Source organism: Yersinia rochesterensis, from assembly GCF_003600645.1.
Lineage (GTDB): Bacteria > Pseudomonadota > Gammaproteobacteria > Enterobacterales > Enterobacteriaceae > Yersinia > Yersinia rochesterensis.
In genome coordinates this window covers 1,414,271-1,432,106 of sequence record NZ_CP032482.1, presented here as the reverse complement: position 1 = coordinate 1,432,106, position 17,836 = coordinate 1,414,271, and the positions used below count along the sequence as shown (strand labels likewise).

Genomic DNA, 17,836 nt, shown 5'->3' with positions numbered 1-17,836 from the left:
TATTGCGATCAGGACTGGCGCTTATGATCAAAATAGAGTTTTAATGTCTCTTATTGCGCGGTGATGATGATATTTTGCTGCTGAAAACTGTCACGTAAACGGCGGGCAAAATGCAATGCATGGGCACCATCACCGTGTACACAAACCGTGTCCGCCTGCACCGGCACCCAGTTGCCATCACGCGCCTGCACTTGATGACGTTGCACCATGTCTAAGGTTTGTGACAAAGCCAAATCGTCACTTTCGATCAGCGCATCAGGTTGATTGCGCGGCACCAAGGTGCCATCGCCTTGATAGCGGCGGTCAGCAAATACTTCTTGTCGAGTCACTAAGCCCACTCGCTCACCGGCGCGGATGAGTTCGCTCCCCGCTAATCCCACCAAGCGCAACGACGGGTCGACAGCCTTAACCGCCTGAGCAATCGCATCTGCCAGTTGCGAATCCAATGCCGCCTGGTTGTACAACATGCCGTGCGGTTTCACATGCTGCATAATCCCCCCTTCGGCTTTCACGATGGCGGCCAGCGCACCCAGTTGGTAAACCACTTGCGCGAAAACTGTCTCGGGCGGTAACTGCATGGCGGTGCGACCAAAGTTCTCACGATCCGGGAAGCTCGGGTGTGCGCCAATAGCCACCCCATACTCCATAGCCCAGCGCACTGATTGGCGCATGGTCTGCGCGTCACCCGCATGAAAACCACAGGCGATATTGGCGGAACTGACTAATTGTAACAGTGCCTGATCATTGGCACAGCCCTCACCTAAATCTGCATTTAAATCAACCTTCATTTGGCCTCCGTGCATTTAGCCTCCACAGTCTCAAAACCTTGCTGTAAGCCCCATTCAATCTGCTGTAGATAATGGCGTTGTTCTGACTTGGCACGCAGTGCCTCTTCGACGCTGCACTGAACAAAATGCACTGACTCTCCGAGCCTAAGTTGCGCCAAATGGTAGAGATCTGCTTCAATCACGCAGGCAATACGCGGATAACCGCCAGTCGTTTGTGCATCCGCCATCAACACAATGGGCTGGCCGTTATGCGGCACTTGCACCACACCGGGCAATAAACCGTGCGATAACATCTCGCGTGAAGTGGTGCGAGTTAACTCACGCCCTGTCAGGCGATATCCCATCCGGTTACTTTGCGGGCTGAGTTGCCAAGCCTCGCGCCAGAAAGCGCCCTGCGCAACATCGTCAAACTCATGATATTCCGGCCCCGGTACCGCGCGCACCCGGTTACCAAATAACATTTGTTTTATACCAACAGATTCACGCGGTAAACGAGTCGGCTGGCCCAATGGCAAGTTGTCGCCCTCTTTAATCAACCGTCCCTGATGACCACCAAAGCCCGCTTTTAAATCTGTACTGCGCGACCCCAAGCATTCCGGCGCATCAATACCGCCGGAAATCGCCAGATAACTACGCATACCACGGTGCGGCACACTGAGTTTTAACTGTTGGCCTGGCTTGACCGGATAACGCCAGCCCGTCCACAGCAGTTGGTCACCCAACATCGCCTCACAGCCCGCGCCAGTGACCGCAATCCAGCCCGGTTGGGTAAATTCAGCCATAAATTGGCCCAATGTAATTTCCAACCCGGCAGCGCCAGCATCATTCCCTACTAGCATATTCGCCATACTCAGCGCCGGTAAGTCGAGCGCGCCGCCCTGACTGATACCTAAACGGCGAAAACCGCCGCGGCCACTGTCTTGCACTGTGGTATAAATACCTGCACGAATTATTTTCAGCATACGCCCTCCTTTAAGGGCAGGAAGCGCACATTGTCACCAGGCCGCAATAAGGTTGGCGGCATTTCTAGCGGATTAAAGAGCGCCAATGATGTGCGGCCAATAAGCTGCCAGCCACCCGGAGTGGCCAGCGGATAAATACCGGTTTGGCTCCCGCCAATCCCAACAGAACCCGTAGGAACCACCAGCCGTGGCTCAGCGCGCCGTGGTGTTGCCAGTTGTTCCGGCATTCCCCCCAGATATGAAAAGCCCGGTTGGAACCCGAGAAAATAGACGATATAACTCACCCCCGCATGGCACTCAACCACCTGACGCTCCGTCATGCCGGTATGACGCGCCACTTCAGCCAGATCTGGCCCTGCTTCACCGCCATAAATAACCGGGATAGTGACATCGCGCGATTCAGGGACTAATGACTCACTCTCTTCCCACCAGCGTTGCAGCCGTTCAATGGCATCCAGCGCGGTATGCTGTGGATCTGTCAGCAATAAAGTCAGGTTATTCATTCCGGGGATAGCTTCCAGAACATCGGGATGATGAATCAGGCGATCAGCTAGCCCCCAAATCCGTTGCTGGCTTATTAATGTGACTGGCGGCTCTAGCTCCAGAACCACCGCACTTTCTCCCAGTAAATAGCATCGAGCTCGTTGCACTCCCGTCCCCTATCGCTTTCGTTTTTATTAGATATATAGCAGTTATAAGAACATATTTATGCGTTAGCACCTAGCCACTGTCAATAGAACAGAACTAACCCATAACTACTAACAATGACTAAACCGGGTGAAAAGACCGATATTCATCACTGTAAAAGCTTATTTTTAAGGTTTTTTAACAAAAATAGCGGGAACTGTATTATTTTTTCTTATTTAGAATCAGAGGGAAGCACCGAGATATTCTTAAAAATTGCCGTTTTATCATTCAAATGCAGCCAGAGGAGTATTTCAAATAGCTGAATAGCCGATAAACCATTTATTTTATGTGGTTTAATGCTGCATGATGGAGGGGATATCAACGGTAACTTATGCACCGAGGCTTATCGCCGGTGCATAAGTTACCGTATTAGGTCATGCGGGGTTAGGAATATCAATAAAGATAACATCAAGTTGATAGTGGGTTACGAGCCATTCACCTAGCGCTTTAATGCCATAGCGCTCAGTTGCGTGGTGCCCAGCCGCATAAAAATTCACTCCCATCTCACGGGCGATATGAATAGTTTGCTCAGAAACCTCGCCAGTTATAAATGCATCGACACCAAACTCAGCGGCTTGCTGAATATATCCTTGCCCGCCCCCGCTACACCAGGCGATACGGCGCACATCCGTCGGCGCGTGTTCACCACAATGTAACACCGGACGCCCCAATAATTTTTCCAATCGCTCACGTAAAATCACAGCATTTAGTGGCGCATCAAATTCACCATACGGCAGCAGAGATTCAATTTCTCCCTCCACCCGAATTCCCAGTAATTTCGCCAGTTGCGCGTTATTGCCTAATTCCGGGTGTGCATCCAGCGGCAAATGGTAGCCATACAGATTGATGTCGTTGATTAATAAGGTTTTCAGTCGGTTACGTTTCATTCCCCGCACTACTGCCGGTTCATTTTTCCAGAAATAACCGTGATGCACCAAAATGGCATCCGCCTGCTGCGCCACCGCCGCATCCAGCAGCGCCTGACTGGCCGTGACACCAGTAACAATACGCTTTACCTCCGCCTTTCCTTCAACCTGCAAACCGTTGGGTGCATAGTCTTGAAAAGCTGAGATATTAAGCTGATTATTGAGTAGAGTTTCGAGTTCGGTATTACGCATTTCATTAGCCCCATAAATAGATGCTATTAAATCAATTCTATTAAGATATATATACCCAAAGTAATTGTAGGTGCAGGTAGGCAGCAAGCGAGAGACAAATCGGTCGGGAACCGATTTGAACAGCATTTATGCTAGCCCGTAGGGTGAGCCTCAAGGATGAGGCTCATTAATCCCGATGAGCTTACTCAAGTAAGTGATTCGGGTTTGTGAACGTAGCTAACACCCCTGCGGCTTCAAGTACGAAGGGAATATTTAAAATTTCCGGCTATCACCTTGATCCATAATGATAAAATTAACCCCCATATCATTACCTTGCGTAAGCTCGGCCGCAATCACTTTGCGCACATCCTGGCCCTGTTTGAATGAGGGTTTGATATGGCTAATAACCACCGGCAAGCCTTTTAATGGCTGCCCTTCGCCGCTGTACTTCTCAAGATTCTTCAATTCTTTCAGTAACCACTTGGGGGTCATGTGGCCATACAATTTGCCATCATCCACTTCATTAGGATATGAAACTTCAATAATCATCCCTTTCAACTGCTGCTTTTGGACCTTTTCAGCCAACTTGCGCCACACTGTATCCAGATTTTTTGACTTTTCTATCTCATCCGGGCCGGTATCGCCAAAATAGGCAAAAGCCGCCTTATTGCTGGCGATAATATTGCTGCTAATCAGCAACATAGAAGATAGCGATTTATCATGACTGAGCGGATACATTTCGCCGGTTAAACGGGTTAGCCCTAAGCTTAAAGGCTGATTCGGGCGCACCAGTTGCATGCGGTAGGTCCCCAAACGTGTGCCACTGCCACTGTCGGTAAAATTGGGCCAGACACGCCAGTTAAAATAGTAGTTCCGCAATACATCAATAGTATCGGCTGATGCATAAATAGTTTTTTTACTGTCTTCCGGTGAACCAATAATCAGGCCAGATACATGGTCAAGATGGGCATGGCTAATAAAATAGCTGTTGATGCTTTGGCGAAAAACATAACCCTGCCGAGTGAGCGGAGCGGCCTGTTCGGCTGTCACATCAGAAAAATGACCTTTATCTAGCGCCTTGGCTATCCCCGGCAACACCGAACCGGCATCCAACGCCAAATACACTGGCTGGCTATCATCACGAATCAGATAGGAAGTCAGATTGCCATCACTGACACCGCCATCTACCCCCAGAGCCACCACTTCAAACCCTGCCGCCGCCAAGGTGCTATAGAGGCTAAAAGAGAAAACCAATCCGGCGTTAAGCAGCCGGTTACGGCGCTTATTACTGCTGACTTGACTGACAGTTGCTGCCGATTGAGTCGAAATATAAGTCAAAAACATGAAGGCTCCAGGTGATTAGGGATCCTTGCTGCCATCCCGCTTAGCGGCTTCAAATGCCGCGAGTGTAGCCAATCTGGCCTGCTTATGGTCCACCAGCGGTGGTGGGTAATCCAATGGTTGCTGCTGTCGCTCGGCCCAACGCCATGGTTGATGGATATCGCTGTCGGGTACTGCCGCCAACTCAGGTAACCAGCGGCGAATAAAAGCGCCATCTTTATCAAAACGCTCTCCCTGCGTGGTGGGATTAAAGATGCGAAAATAGGGTGCGGCATCAGTCCCGGTTGATGCTGCCCACTGCCAACCGCCATTATTAGCGGCCAAATCACCGTCCAATAATTGCGACATAAAATAGCGTTCGCCGTGCCGCCAGTCGATCAACAAGTCTTTGACCAGAAAACTGGCACTGATCATCCGCAAGCGGTTATGCATCCAACCTGTGGCATTGAGCTGCCGCATTGCTGCATCAACAATAGGATACCCTGTTCGCCCCTGCTGCCAGGCGATTAATTGCTGTTCTGAGTGGTTCCATATTACTGCATCAGTCCAGGTAATAAAGGGATGGTGCTGGCATAACCGAGGATAGGCTACCAGTAAATGACGATAAAATTCACGCCATATCAACTCATTAAGCCAGATAAAGGCTCCACCATCGGCATTCTCCAGCACCTCCGGACATTCAGCGCGTAGGCGATTAACACATTGACGAGGCGAAAGTATTCCCAGCGCCAGATAAGGTGACAGGCAACTGGTGCCCGCAACTGCGGGGAAATCACGTTGCTGCTGATAGTCCGGCGCATCCTCGCGACAAAAACGGCGCAAACGCTGTAGCGCGGCCTCTTCCCCCGCAGGGAATAGCTGATTATCAACTGGCTGTTGTGGGTAATCGAAAGGAGCCAAGGGTTGCGCGGGGGGCACAACTGCGGTGGCACGGGCTTTCGGTGCCGGAACACTGCGGCAATCACTCATCATTAACCGCTGGATAAATGCACGGCGAAACGGAGTGAAAACTTTATACATTTCATTATTGCCCGTCAGGACAGTGCCCGGCGGCAATAGCACACTGTCATGAAAGCCGTGACAGGCGATAGCGCGTTGACTCAGTAATGTCGTCAATGCCTCATCGCGCACACGTTCATTCAACTCATACTGTTGGTTATAAAACAGCGCATCTACATGCTGTTGCTGACAAAAATCATTCAGCCAGATTATCGAGGCCTTAAAATCATCACACTGATGATAGTGCAGCGGGATTCCCCGTGCGCCGAGCGCATCCTGCAATAATTGCAGATTTTGCAGCAAAAATGCCGCCTGTCGCGGTGCCATGTCATGCGCCACCCATTGGGCTGGCGTGGCGATAAATACTGCCATTACAATGGCTTGTGGATCCTGACATGCCGCGTGTAGCGCCAGATTATCAGTTAGACGTAAATCATTACGGAACCAAATAAGATGTATAGCCATGCTTTAGCCTTGCGCTGAATAAAACGTAAAATAGTGCTGCCCAGCCAGATAATCATTTGGAAATTCAACCTGATAGGTCGCTATCTGCGCAATCGGCGTGCTGAGAGGCAATTTACCTAAACGATATTGATCAATAAGCTGTGCCAAAGCCTGACGCTGCGCTGAGGTGAGATAAGGCCGAAAATAGCCCTGCACATGCATCAGCACATTAGTGTGGTTAGCCACCGTCGGAGAATGGGACAGTAAATGCAGTAAACGCTGGCGATACTCAGCAGTAAACTCAATCAATGATGGCCATTTATCCATTGCCGCAATAAAAGGTCCAATTTCACGGTATTCCGGTTGTGAATGCGCTAATAACACTAATTTATATCGGCTATGAAACTCCATTAATTTGCCACGGGTAATACCCGCCTCACAGAGGGCATCGAGTTCATCGCGCGCATGGCAATATACAATACTCGGTGTTTGCGACATCTGACTGTTTTGCGGCATTTTATTCTCCATCACCCAATAAAAAAGCCCATGAGCATTCACCCACGGGCCTTTTACTTTACTGCAATTTACCGTTGCAAACCTGATAGTTTAGCAATCAATAAAAATCTTGCGGCGCCATTTCAGACTGTGCCAGCCAGACGGGTTTATCACTGGTTTTGAGCCAGACACGGTGCAGATAGCTATAGAAGCGGGCGCGGTCTTTGCGGAAAAGCATCACTGGCAGCGCCAATAACCCCATCAGAATCACTGCGATACGACGCAAGATAACCTGATGCAATGGGTATGCGTTGTACATGGACATAATAACCCTCCTTTAAAACGCCTTTATGTAACCGCTAGCCCTAATTCGCAGAGGGCCGATTACCGCGTGGCGTTGAAAGTAAAATAAACAAAATTGGTAACTGGACAAAATTTTACCGCATTGATTGAAAGCTTACCACTCATCCGACCACTGAATCATGTAAAAAGCACAAAAAAACCACCAATTCTGTAATTTTGTTACAGGTAAGTTAATTTTATAATTTGTTTCACGTAGGCTAATAACCCTGTGAATTAGAAAGCCGAACACATTCACCAAAAAAATATCGATCCAGATAACTCGATTGACTAGATTACATCGGCAATGAGTGATTTACACTCACTCATTGGTTATTTATTGACCGTTTTTATACTTTTTTTACACCTCTCACCGCTTTTTTATCAAGAACTTTTCTTACAACTTCCTAAGCTGCTGTTATCAAAACTTGGTTATCAAAACTTGATCATCAAAAAACTGGGTTATCAAAAAATAAGACCTGTGGAGGTATATCGTGAGTGTCAGCATCATTTGTGGTGCGCTGCTGGTTCTGCTGCTACTGGGCTATCTGGTTTATGCCTTATTTAATGCGGAGGACTTTTAAATGGCGGCATCAGGATTTCTGCTTATTGCCAGCTTTATGTTGGTGTTGTTGGTGCTGTCCCGTCCATTGGGAAGTTTCTTGGCGCGTCTTATTGAGGGTGAACCTTTCGCGCCATTACAAAAAATCGAGGCCGGTTTATGGTGCTGTAGTGGGGTAAAAAACCAGGAAATGAACGGCTGGCAATATGCGCTGGCCATTCTCAGTTTTAACCTGCTGGGCGTGGTGCTGCTGTTCGCACTATTAATGATGCAAGGCTCGTTACCACTGAATCCGGAAAATATGCCGGGGCTATCATGGCATTTGGCGCTGAATACTGCGGTGAGTTTTGTCACTAACACCAACTGGCAAGCCTATAGCGGGGAGAATACACTCAGTTATCTGAGCCAAATGGCCGGTCTGACAGTACAAAACTTCCTGTCAGCGGCTACCGGTATTGCGGTGGCTTTTGCGCTGATCCGCGCATTTGCCCGCCATTCAGCCAGCACACTGGGCAATGCTTGGGTCGATTTGGTTCGCATCACTTTATATGTCTTATTGCCAATTTCACTGCTCATTGCGCTGGTTCTTGTCAGTCAAGGCGTCTTACAGAATTTGGACGGTTACCTGCATATCACCACCCTCGAGGGGGTAAAACAGACCTTGCCGATGGGGCCGGTGGCCTCGCAAGAAGCCATCAAAATGCTGGGTACCAATGGCGGCGGTTTCTTTGGTGCTAACTCCGCACATCCGTTTGAGAACCCGACGGCGTTTAGCAACTTTGTGCAAATGCTGGCGATTTTCCTGATCCCCTGCTCATTGTGTTTTTCTTTCGGCCAAGTGGTCGGGGATAACCGTCAGGGCCATGCACTGCTCTGGGCCATGTCACTGATTTTTGTGGTGGCGGTGGTGGTAGTGATGTACGCCGAGCTGGCCGGGAACCCGCATTTGATGCTGTTGGGTGCCGACAGCAATATCAATATGGAGGGTAAGGAATCCCGCTTCGGTATCCTGGCGACCAGCATGTATGCCGTGGTCACCACTGCGGCATCTTGCGGTGCGGTTAACGCCATGCATGACTCCTTTACCGCGCTGGGTGGCATGGTGCCCATGTGGTTGATGCAAATTGGTGAAGTGGTGTTTGGCGGCGTCGGTTCTGGTTTGTACGGCATGCTGTTATTCGTGCTGCTGACCGTGTTTATTGCCGGGCTGATGATTGGCCGTACCCCTGAATACCTCGGCAAGAAAATTGACGTATTTGATATGAAAATGACCGCGCTGGCGATTTTGGTCACGCCAACGCTCGTGCTGTTAGGCACCGCACTGGCGCTCTGTACTGATGCTGGTCGCGCAGGGATTCTTAACCCCGGTGCGCATGGTTTTAGTGAAGTGCTTTACGCCCTTTCCTCAGCGGCCAATAACAACGGCAGCGCCTTTGCTGGCCTCAGTGTCAATACACCGTTTTATAACCTGCTACTGGCTGCGGCGATGTTCTTGGGTCGCTTCGGGGTGATTCTGCCGGTGCTGGCGATTGCCAGTTCATTGGTGGCGAAGAAACGGCAACCGGCTGGCAACGGCACCCTCCCTACTGCCGGGCCACTGTTTATCGGCTTGCTGGTGGGCACCGTATTATTGGTGGGCGCATTGACCTTTATCCCAGCTCTGGCTTTAGGCCCGGTCGCCGAACATCTACAAGTTTCGTTAACACTTTAATTTTACTACCCAAAGAAGAGAATAACTATGACCCGCAAACAACGCGCAATTTTTGAGCCAGCACTGGTTCGCACTGCGCTGCTTGATGCCGTGAAGAAACTGGATCCGCGCGTCCAGTGGCGCAATCCGGTGATGTTCGTGGTGTATCTGGGCAGTGGGCTGACCACCCTGATTTGGCTGGCCATCTTAAGCGGCCAGACCACCGGCAGCGCCATGTTTACCGGCAGTGTTGCCCTGTGGCTATGGTTTACCGTGCTGTTCGCCAACTTTGCCGAAGCATTGGCCGAGGGGCGCAGCAAAGCGCAGGCGGAAAGTCTGCGCGGAGTGAAAAAAACCAGTTGGGCGAAAAAACTGACCGAAGCCCGCTTTGATGCGCCGCAACAAAAAGTCTCCGCTGACAGTCTGCGCAAAGGTGATGTGGTGCTGATTGAAGCCGGTGACACCGTGCCCTGCGACGGTGAAGTGCTGGAGGGCGGAGCCTCGGTGGATGAAAGCGCCATTACCGGTGAATCTGCGCCGGTTATCCGTGAATCCGGCGGCGACTTCTCCTCGGTAACCGGCGGGACTCGGGTGCTGTCAGACTGGCTGGTGGTTCAGTGCAGTGTTAACCCCGGCGAGACTTTCCTCGACCGCATGATAGCCATGGTGGAAGGGGCCAAACGACGCAAAACCCCCAATGAAGTGGCGCTGACCATTTTGTTGGTGGCACTGACCATCGTCTTTTTACTGGCGACCGCGACTTTATATCCATTTTCGGTCTTCAGTGTTGAAGCCAACCATGCCGGTTCACCGGTCACCATCACCGTGTTGGTGGCGCTGCTGGTTTGCTTGATCCCCACCACCATCGGCGGGTTGTTATCCGCCATTGGTGTGGCCGGGATGAGCCGCATGTTAGGGGCCAATGTGATAGCCACCAGCGGGCGCGCTGTCGAAGCTGCCGGTGATGTCGATGTGCTGCTGTTGGATAAAACCGGCACCATCACGCTGGGTAACCGCCAGGCATCAGAATTCTTACCCGCACCGGGAGTGACCGAGCAACAACTGGCGGATGCCGCGCAACTCTCATCGCTGGCCGACGAAACCCCGGAAGGCCGCAGTATTGTGGTGCTGGCTAAACAGCGCTTTAACCTGCGCGAACGCGACTTGCACAGCTTGAATGCCACCTTTGTGCCCTTCTCAGCACAAACCCGCATGAGCGGCGTGAATGTACAAGACAGAATGATTCGCAAAGGTGCGGTCGATGCAATTCGCCGCCATGTGGAATCCAATCAGGGTCACTTCCCACGCGCGGTAGAAGATGCGGTGGAAAGTGTGGCGCGCACCGGCGGCACCCCTCTGGTAGTGGCTGATGGCCCTCGGGTGCTGGGGGTGGTGGCGCTGAAAGATATCGTCAAAGGCGGCATTAAAGAACGTTTTGCTGAGCTGCGCAAAATGGGCATTAAAACCGTGATGATCACCGGTGACAACCGTCTGACTGCGGCGGCTATTGCGGCTGAAGCTGGAGTCGATGATTTTCTGGCCGAAGCCACACCGGAGGCTAAGCTGGCCTTGATTCGCCAATATCAAGCAGAGGGCCGACTGGTGGCCATGACCGGCGACGGCACCAACGACGCCCCGGCACTGGCACAGGCAGATGTGGCGGTGGCGATGAACTCCGGGACTCAAGCCGCCAAAGAGGCGGGCAATATGGTGGATTTGGACTCTAATCCGACCAAGTTGATTGAAGTGGTGCATATCGGCAAACAAATGCTGATGACCCGTGGCTCGCTGACCACTTTCAGTATCGCCAACGACGTCGCCAAATATTTCGCCATCATTCCGGCGGCGTTCGCGGCCACTTATCCGCAACTTAACGCTTTGAATATAATGCAATTACATTCACCGGCTTCGGCAATATTGTCGGCGGTTATCTTTAATGCGCTGGTGATTGTGTTCCTGATCCCGCTGGCGCTAAAAGGAGTCAGTTACAAGGCGATGAGCGCCGCCGCCTTACTGCGCCGCAATCTGTGGGTTTATGGCCTGGGCGGGTTACTGGTGCCGTTTGTCGGAATCAAACTCATCGACCTGGTGCTGACGGCGTTAAATCTGGCCTAAGGCCGCTTAATGTAAACTAAGACAATAATGTATTTCGTCACGACCACTGCCACCTTGGGTGGCCGGTTTTAAGACCCAAATTGAGGTAATAAAAGATGTCATCGACCACGAATATGTCATCCACAAGCCGCATGTCCTACCTGCGCCCTGCATTGGTTTTGCTGATATTACTGACACTTATCACCGGAATAGCTTATCCTCTGTTGACCACTGGGCTGGCAAAACTGATATTTCCACAGCAAGCGAATGGTTCACTGGTGATGCTGGGTGATGAGGTGGTCGGCTCTCGCTTGATCGGCCAAAACTTTACTCAACCGGGTTATTTTGCCGGCCGCCCATCGGCAACCGCCGATATGCCTTATAATCCAATGTCATCCGGCGGCAGCAACTTGGCTGCCAGCAACCCGGATTTGGATAAAGCCATCAGTGAGCGCGTTAAATTACTGCGCCAGGCAAACCCAACACAAACAGGGCCGGTGCCAGTTGATTTGGTGACCGCTTCCGCCAGTGGTCTCGACCCGCAAATTTCACTGGAAGCAGCCTATTATCAAGCTCCACGCATTGCCAGCATTCGTCAAATGCCGCTGTCTGAGGTCAAACAATTGATTGATGGCAATGTACAGAAAGCAACGCCAAATTTCTTCGGTGAATCCGTTGTCAACGTGCTAAACCTGAACATGGCACTGGATGCCCAAAGTCACGTGAAAATCCCAGCTACTCCGGTAAAATCTTAAGGACATAACATGGTGGATGCAGAACCAACCCGCCCAAACCCCGACAGTCTGCTTGCGGCCGCGAATGAAAAATCGCGTGGCCGACTAAAAGTCTTTTTTGGGGCTTGCGCCGGAGTGGGCAAAACCTATGCCATGCTACAAGAAGCCCAGCGCCTGCGGGCGCAGGGACTGGATGTGTTAGTCGGCGTTGTCGAAACTCACGGGCGCAGTGAAACCGCCGCCTTGCTGGAAGGGCTGACAATCCTGCCACCAAAGCGGATTCATCACCGTAATCGGCAGGTTCGTGAATTTGACTTGGATGCCGCCCTCGCCCGCCACCCCGCCCTTATCCTCATGGATGAACTGGCCCACAGCAATGCCCATGGCTCCCGCCATCCCAAACGCTGGCAGGATGTTGAAGAGCTGCTGGATGCGGGCATTGATGTACTGACCACCGTCAATGTGCAGCATTTGGAAAGTCTGAATGATGTGGTCGGTGGCGTCACCGGTATTCGGGTGCGGGAAACAGTACCCGACCATATGTTTGACGAGGCCACGGAAGTGGTCTTAGTCGATCTTCCCCCTGATGACCTCCGCCAACGGCTCAATGAGGGGAAAGTCTATATTCCAGGGCAGGCCGAACGCGCTATTGAGCATTTTTTCCGCAAGGGTAATTTGATTGCACTGCGCGAGCTGGCTCTGCGCCGCACAGCGGATCGGGTTGACGACCAGATGCGCGCCTTTCGCGACACTCAGGGGCGCGAGCGTGTTTGGCATACCCGCGATGCTATTTTATTGTGTATCGGCCACAACAGCGGCAATGAAAAACTGGTGCGGACCGCAGCCCGGCTGGCGGCGCGATTAGGCTGCATTTGGCATGCAGTTTATGTTGAAACCCCACGGCTGCACGGCCTGCCGGAAGCCAAACGTCGCGCCATTTTGCGCGCCCTAAAACTGGCGCAAGAGTTAGGGGCTGAAACCGCAACTTTATCGGAACCCAGTGAAGAGCGGGCGATATTACGTTACGCCCGCGAACATAATTTGGGCAAAATCATTATTGGCCGCCGCACTGAACAACATTGGAAACTGCGTGGCAGCTTTGCCGACCGGCTGGGCAAACTCGGGCCGGATTTAGACTTGGTCATTATCGCACTGGAGGGGGATACCCCCGCCAATGTCGTGAAAGAGACCGACTCGCGAACTTTCACTGAAAAATGGCGGATGCAATTACGCGGCTGTGTCGCGGCCATCGGCCTGTGTGCGCTGATCACGGTATTATCACAATGGCTAATACCGGGGTTCGACCAAGCCAACCTGGTGATGGTTTACTTGCTCGGCGTAGTGATTATTGCGCTGTTTTATGGCCGCTGGCCTTCCGTCTTGGCCGCATTTATCAATGTCGTTAGTTTCGATCTATTTTTTGTCCAACCGCACTGGTCACTGGCAGTTACTGATGTGCAGTATTTACTGACTTTTGGCGTCATGCTAATTGTTGGCATCGTGGTGGGGAACCTAACAGCCGGGGTGCGTTATCAAGCCAGAATTGCCCGCTACCGCGAGCAACGCGCCAGACATCTGTATGAAATGTCACGCGGATTAAGCCGCGCCCTCACCCCAGCAGATATTGCCAAAACCAGCCGTCATTTTCTTTCCAGCAGTTTTCAGGCCAAAACTGACCTGCTGCTGCCACAAGAAGATGGGCGCTTACAACAAATTACTACCGATGAAGGAGGCGCGCTTTCCGTCGATGAGGCCATTGCCCGCTGGAGCTTTGACAAAGGTGCGCCAGCTGGCGCGGGTACCGATACCTTGCCGGGTGTACCTTACCAATTGCTGCCGCTGACGGCATCAAAACAAACTTACGGGGTACTGGCGATTGAACCGGCCAACCTGCGCCAGCTTATGGTTCCGGAGCAGCAGCGCTTGCTACAGACTTTCACCAGCTTGATTGCCAACGCGCTGGAAAGGTTGCATCTGGCTCGCAGCGCCGAATTGGCCAAACTGGATGCGGAACGCGAGCAACTGCGCAACTCCCTACTGGCGGCACTTTCCCATGATTTGCGTACGCCGCTAACCGTGTTATTCGGTCAGGCGGAAATCCTGACACTGGATCTGGCTGCCGAAGGTTCACGGCATGCGCCGCAGGCCAATCAAATCCGCCAACAAGTGCTGAGCACCACCCGGCTGGTCAACAATTTACTGGATATGGCCCGCATTCAATCGGGCGGTTTTAACCTGCGCAAAGAGTGGCAGTCACTGGAAGAAATCGTCGGCAGCGCCCTGCATATGCTGGAAACCACATTAAGCCATCATCAAATTAAGGTCGAATTACCGGATGAAATGGTGTTAATCAACTGTGATGGCAGCTTGTTGGAGCGGGTGTTTATTAACCTACTTGAAAACGCCCATAAATACGCCGGTTACGCAGCATTATTGGGGATTAGAGCCAAGGTGCAAGGCGAGTGGCTGAATGTCGAAGTCTGGGACAATGGCCCCGGAGTCACAACTGGGCAGGAACAACTGATTTTTGATAAATTCTCCCGTGGTAACAAAGAGTCAGCTATTCCGGGGGTGGGCTTGGGTTTAGCCATTTGCCGTGCCATTATTGATGTACACGGTGGGCGTATCTGGGTGGAAAAAAGTCAAGATGGCGGCGCGAGCTTCCACTTTACCTTGCCACTGGAGAAAGCCCCGGAAATTGACAGTGAAAATATTGATACTGAGGAAACGTGACGATATCCCCGACTAACATCCTAATTGTTGAAGATGAAAAAGAGATCCGGCGCTTTGTTCGAATTGCGCTGGAGGGTGAAGGCTGGCGCGTATTTGAAAGTGAAACCCTACAACGCGGCCTGATTGAGGCCGGAACCCGTAAACCCGACCTCATTATTTTAGATTTGGGTCTGCCGGATGGTGACGGTTTGACCTATATTCAGGATTTACGTCAGTGGAGCGCCATCCCGATTATTGTGTTATCGGCCCGTAACAATGAAGAAGACAAAGTGGCCGCGCTGGATGCTGGCGCTGATGATTATCTCAGTAAACCCTTTGGTATCAGTGAATTACTGGCACGAGTGCGAGTTGCTTTGCGCCGTCACAGTGGGGGCAGCCAGGAAAGCCCGCTGATAAACTTTTCAGATATCAGCGTAGATTTGATTAACCGCCAAGTCACCCGTGCCGGTGTTGACCTCCACCTGACCCCGATTGAATTTCGGTTACTTTCAGCATTATTGACAAATGCGGGTAAGGTCATTACCCAACGCCAATTACTCAACCAAGTTTGGGGGCCAAATTATGTCGAACACAGTCATTATCTGCGCATTTATATGGGCCACTTGCGTCAAAAATTAGAAACCGACCCTACCCGCCCTAAACATTTATTAACAGAAACGGGGGTGGGTTATCGCTTTATTCCGTAACGGTTTATTCACTATAAAATCCCTCTCAAGGCTATGAAAAATAAACTTAACGGCGTAGCATCAGGTTTTTAATGATAATAGGTCTTATTTATTATGAGCACTTGGTTGATTTATGCCCTACTGTCCGCTGTTTCAGCATCTTTAGTCGCCATCTTCGGTAAAATCGGCCTGCAACATTTGGATGCCAATACCGCAACCGCCGTGCGGGCTGTGGTGATGGCGCTATTTTTGGTCGGCGTGGTGGTGGTTCAGGGAAAATTCAATCTGGTCGGCACCGTATTAGCCGATAAAAAAGCGCTACTTTTTGTGGTACTTAGTGGTGTCGCAGGGGCGTTATCCTGGCTATTCTATTTTATAGCCATCAAGAATGGTAATATCTCACAAGTTGCGCCCATTGATAAACTCAGTGTGGTCTTCGCCGTGATTCTGGCCTTTATCCTGTTTGGCGAAAAGATTTCATTAATTGCAGGGCTAGGTGTGGCACTCATTACTGCGGGTGCATTGATGGTAGCATTGGGGTAATTTGCATAAAAAATCAAGTTCATTATCCTGTTTAATTAAATAACCAATAATAAACAATAATGTTATTTGACTTCATTTGAAATTATTTATTTTTTAGAATCCAATAGAAGGATGATCAATAACATATAAAAAAGGAAACTATTTTGAGTACTAAAAAAAGTAACAAAAAAACAAGAATAACTCCGATTACAGGTATATTGATAGTTAATGGAGAAATGAAATCTATTTTTTTAGACGATATATCACCTGACAAAGTATTTTTCCAATATGCAGACTCAAAACTTAAAGTCATTATAATTGCCGATAATAATTATTTTTTCAGCAAAACTTACTACGTAATTGAAAATGGAAATTTAATTGTTAAATCTGTCATTTTTCGTGACAAAAATGGAATAAAAAATGAGTTATTCTTAACGCTAAAAGAAACCAAGAAAAGAAAAGATTTTTACGATGGCCCCAACAAAGATATCTTACTCATTAGAAAAGATCTAAAATATAACTCCGCATACCATCTAATCACTAATACTCTGCCATCAAATAGATTTCACCTAACTGGAAATGACAATTTCGCAGGGCATAAATATATAAGGAATGAGGTCACCGGTGGTGAGGGGAATAATACTATTACAGGTGGTGATAAAAATGACAACTTAGCAGGTGGGGATGGCAACGATCTTATTATGGGTTATGACTCTTTTGATTCGCTGTTTGGTCAAGGTGGAAATGATGTTTTGATTGGCGGTGAAGGTAATGATGGGCTGGCGGGCGGCGCGGGTGATGACTTTCTTGATGGTGGTGAGGGTGATGATGAGTTACATGGCGATGCGGATGCCTTTGCCTGTTTTGCCAGTGAAAGCAGTTGGCGCGGCAATGATATAATATTTGGTGGAAAAGGTAACGATAGAATAGAGGGACAAAAAAACAATGACTATTTAGCTGGTGGAACCGGCAATGATTTATATGTCTTTTCTGCTTATGATGGCATTAATATGATAGTTGAATACAGTGGTGAAGAAAATACAATTAGCATTGACGATTATTTCTTTCACCAACTAAAGCTTAATCGTTATGGCAATCACTTGATGATATCGAGTACCGAAGAACATCCTAATAACCTGGTCATTGTCATCAAAGACCAATATTCTGAAGATGGCTATAAAGTTAAAAACTTACAGACGAAATCGTATCTTAGTCATGGCAGTGAGTATGATAAAAAAAATCATGCAGTAATGATTAATAATATAGTGAAAAAATACAATGGAGATTCTGAAAAATTAATGGCTGCATTGAGCAAGATAAAAGATTTTGGTGATTCTTATCAAACTGAACTCTCTGATGTTTTTTGTGAAAAAACACCTGATTTTGAACAAATAACAAGGGGAAACCTGACTAATGTACTTATTGAGAAGAATAATACATTGCGAGAAATGTATGAAGAGAATGCTATCTATTTTGGTGATAACTTGCCTGACATAACCTATATTACTCAGGCGCTCTCTTCTTTTGCTCCCAAAGAAGCCTATCAATCCAATATAAAATATTTAAAATCCTCAATACCGATGGATAGTTTCTCTGGCGGTTTGGTCACTGTCGAATATTAACAACAGCGAGTATCGCCGTTGTTTTTTTGCTTATATGGGTGTTGGCGAAATAGCGCCAACCG

The 17,836-nt window shown here is 49.6% G+C and carries 16 protein-coding genes; 8 read left to right on the top strand and 8 right to left on the bottom strand.

Annotated features, from left to right (window positions below; all coding sequences use genetic code 11):
• Nucleotides 1-50: 50 nt before the first annotated feature.
• From pxpA to DXZ79_RS06670, 8 genes are all read right to left on the bottom strand, one after another.
• Nucleotides 51-788 carry a 5-oxoprolinase subunit PxpA gene (gene pxpA, locus DXZ79_RS06705; protein WP_120011171.1) on the bottom strand — a complete coding sequence of 246 codons (738 nt, stop codon included), beginning with the start codon at nt 786-788 and terminating at the stop codon, nt 51-53.
• On the bottom strand, nt 785-1,750 hold the full coding sequence (gene pxpC / locus DXZ79_RS06700) for a 5-oxoprolinase subunit PxpC (RefSeq protein ID WP_120011170.1): 966 nt from the start codon (nt 1,748-1,750) through the stop codon (nt 785-787). Before pxpC ends, pxpA begins: the two co-directional genes overlap by 4 nt.
• Nucleotides 1,744-2,400 (bottom strand): 5-oxoprolinase subunit PxpB, encoded by a 657-nt coding sequence (gene pxpB / locus DXZ79_RS06695; RefSeq protein WP_050291438.1) that lies wholly within the window; start codon nt 2,398-2,400, stop codon nt 1,744-1,746. The genes pxpC and pxpB overlap by 7 nt, the downstream gene beginning before the upstream one ends.
• A gap of 411 nt (nt 2,401-2,811) precedes the next feature.
• The gene (locus DXZ79_RS06690; protein ID WP_038634679.1) at nt 2,812-3,555 is read right to left on the bottom strand and encodes a type 2 GTP cyclohydrolase I; all 744 of its coding nucleotides are present in this window, start codon (nt 3,553-3,555) and stop codon (nt 2,812-2,814) included.
• Nucleotides 3,556-3,807: 252 nt separating this feature from the next.
• Nucleotides 3,808-4,878 (bottom strand): MBL fold metallo-hydrolase, encoded by a 1,071-nt coding sequence (locus DXZ79_RS06685; protein ID WP_038634682.1) that lies wholly within the window; start codon nt 4,876-4,878, stop codon nt 3,808-3,810.
• A 15-nt stretch (nt 4,879-4,893) separates the two neighbouring features.
• Nucleotides 4,894-6,339 (bottom strand): deoxyribodipyrimidine photo-lyase, encoded by a 1,446-nt coding sequence (phrB, locus tag DXZ79_RS06680; protein ID WP_038634684.1) that lies wholly within the window; start codon nt 6,337-6,339, stop codon nt 4,894-4,896.
• Between the two features lie 3 nt (nt 6,340-6,342).
• Nucleotides 6,343-6,834 (bottom strand): YbgA family protein, encoded by a 492-nt coding sequence (locus DXZ79_RS06675; protein ID WP_072089022.1) that lies wholly within the window; start codon nt 6,832-6,834, stop codon nt 6,343-6,345.
• A gap of 97 nt (nt 6,835-6,931) precedes the next feature.
• Nucleotides 6,932-7,138 carry a YbfA family protein gene (locus DXZ79_RS06670; protein ID WP_038634697.1) on the bottom strand — a complete coding sequence of 69 codons (207 nt, stop codon included), beginning with the start codon at nt 7,136-7,138 and terminating at the stop codon, nt 6,932-6,934.
• Nucleotides 7,139-7,646: 508 nt separating this feature from the next.
• Here DXZ79_RS06670 and DXZ79_RS06665 point away from each other — a divergent pair.
• The 8 genes from DXZ79_RS06665 (at nt 7,647) to DXZ79_RS06630 (ending at nt 17,774) form a co-directional block, all read left to right on the top strand.
• Entirely contained in the window at nt 7,647-7,736 is a 90-nt protein-coding gene (locus DXZ79_RS06665) for a K(+)-transporting ATPase subunit F (RefSeq protein ID WP_032819844.1), read from the top strand.
• A complete protein-coding gene (kdpA, locus tag DXZ79_RS06660; protein ID WP_120011169.1) occupies nt 7,737-9,425 on the top strand; it encodes a potassium-transporting ATPase subunit KdpA in 1,689 nt (562 codons plus the stop codon).
• A 27-nt stretch (nt 9,426-9,452) separates the two neighbouring features.
• The gene (gene kdpB / locus DXZ79_RS06655) at nt 9,453-11,519 is read left to right on the top strand and encodes a potassium-transporting ATPase subunit KdpB (protein WP_120011168.1); all 2,067 of its coding nucleotides are present in this window, start codon (nt 9,453-9,455) and stop codon (nt 11,517-11,519) included.
• A 95-nt stretch (nt 11,520-11,614) separates the two neighbouring features.
• Nucleotides 11,615-12,253 carry a potassium-transporting ATPase subunit KdpC gene (gene kdpC, locus DXZ79_RS06650; RefSeq protein WP_038634705.1) on the top strand — a complete coding sequence of 213 codons (639 nt, stop codon included), beginning with the start codon at nt 11,615-11,617 and terminating at the stop codon, nt 12,251-12,253.
• 9 nt (nt 12,254-12,262) lie between these two features.
• On the top strand, nt 12,263-14,965 hold the full coding sequence (gene kdpD, locus DXZ79_RS06645) for a two-component system sensor histidine kinase KdpD (RefSeq protein ID WP_038634707.1): 2,703 nt from the start codon (nt 12,263-12,265) through the stop codon (nt 14,963-14,965).
• Nucleotides 14,962-15,651: a two-component system response regulator KdpE gene (gene kdpE, locus DXZ79_RS06640; RefSeq protein WP_038634709.1), complete on the top strand. Its 690-nt coding sequence runs from the start codon at nt 14,962-14,964 to the stop codon at nt 15,649-15,651. The genes kdpD and kdpE overlap by 4 nt, the downstream gene beginning before the upstream one ends.
• A gap of 93 nt (nt 15,652-15,744) precedes the next feature.
• A complete protein-coding gene (locus DXZ79_RS06635; protein ID WP_050291442.1) occupies nt 15,745-16,173 on the top strand; it encodes an EamA family transporter in 429 nt (142 codons plus the stop codon).
• Nucleotides 16,174-16,316: 143 nt separating this feature from the next.
• Nucleotides 16,317-17,774 (top strand): calcium-binding protein, encoded by a 1,458-nt coding sequence (locus DXZ79_RS06630; RefSeq protein ID WP_120011167.1) that lies wholly within the window; start codon nt 16,317-16,319, stop codon nt 17,772-17,774.
• The last annotated feature ends 62 nt before the right edge of the window (nt 17,775-17,836 follow it).

Excerpts from the sequence above, each read along its gene's own strand:
- DXZ79_RS06675 (WP_072089022.1), bottom strand. The coding sequence starts at position 6,834 with ATGCCGCAAAACAGTCAGATGTCGCAAACACCGAGTATTGTATATTGC.
- kdpC (WP_038634705.1), top strand. The coding sequence starts at position 11,615 with ATGTCATCGACCACGAATATGTCATCCACAAGCCGCATGTCCTACCTG.
- phrB (WP_038634684.1), bottom strand. The coding sequence starts at position 6,339 with ATGGCTATACATCTTATTTGGTTCCGTAATGATTTACGTCTAACTGAT.
- DXZ79_RS06685 (WP_038634682.1), bottom strand. The coding sequence starts at position 4,878 with ATGTTTTTGACTTATATTTCGACTCAATCGGCAGCAACTGTCAGTCAA.
- DXZ79_RS06670 (WP_038634697.1), bottom strand. The coding sequence starts at position 7,138 with ATGTCCATGTACAACGCATACCCATTGCATCAGGTTATCTTGCGTCGT.
- kdpD (WP_038634707.1), top strand. The coding sequence starts at position 12,263 with ATGGTGGATGCAGAACCAACCCGCCCAAACCCCGACAGTCTGCTTGCG.
- DXZ79_RS06635 (WP_050291442.1), top strand. The coding sequence starts at position 15,745 with ATGAGCACTTGGTTGATTTATGCCCTACTGTCCGCTGTTTCAGCATCT.
- pxpA (WP_120011171.1), bottom strand. The coding sequence starts at position 788 with ATGAAGGTTGATTTAAATGCAGATTTAGGTGAGGGCTGTGCCAATGAT.
- kdpA (WP_120011169.1), top strand. The coding sequence starts at position 7,737 with ATGGCGGCATCAGGATTTCTGCTTATTGCCAGCTTTATGTTGGTGTTG.
- kdpB (WP_120011168.1), top strand. The coding sequence starts at position 9,453 with ATGACCCGCAAACAACGCGCAATTTTTGAGCCAGCACTGGTTCGCACT.
- DXZ79_RS06690 (WP_038634679.1), bottom strand. The coding sequence starts at position 3,555 with ATGCGTAATACCGAACTCGAAACTCTACTCAATAATCAGCTTAATATC.
- pxpC (WP_120011170.1), bottom strand. The coding sequence starts at position 1,750 with ATGCTGAAAATAATTCGTGCAGGTATTTATACCACAGTGCAAGACAGT.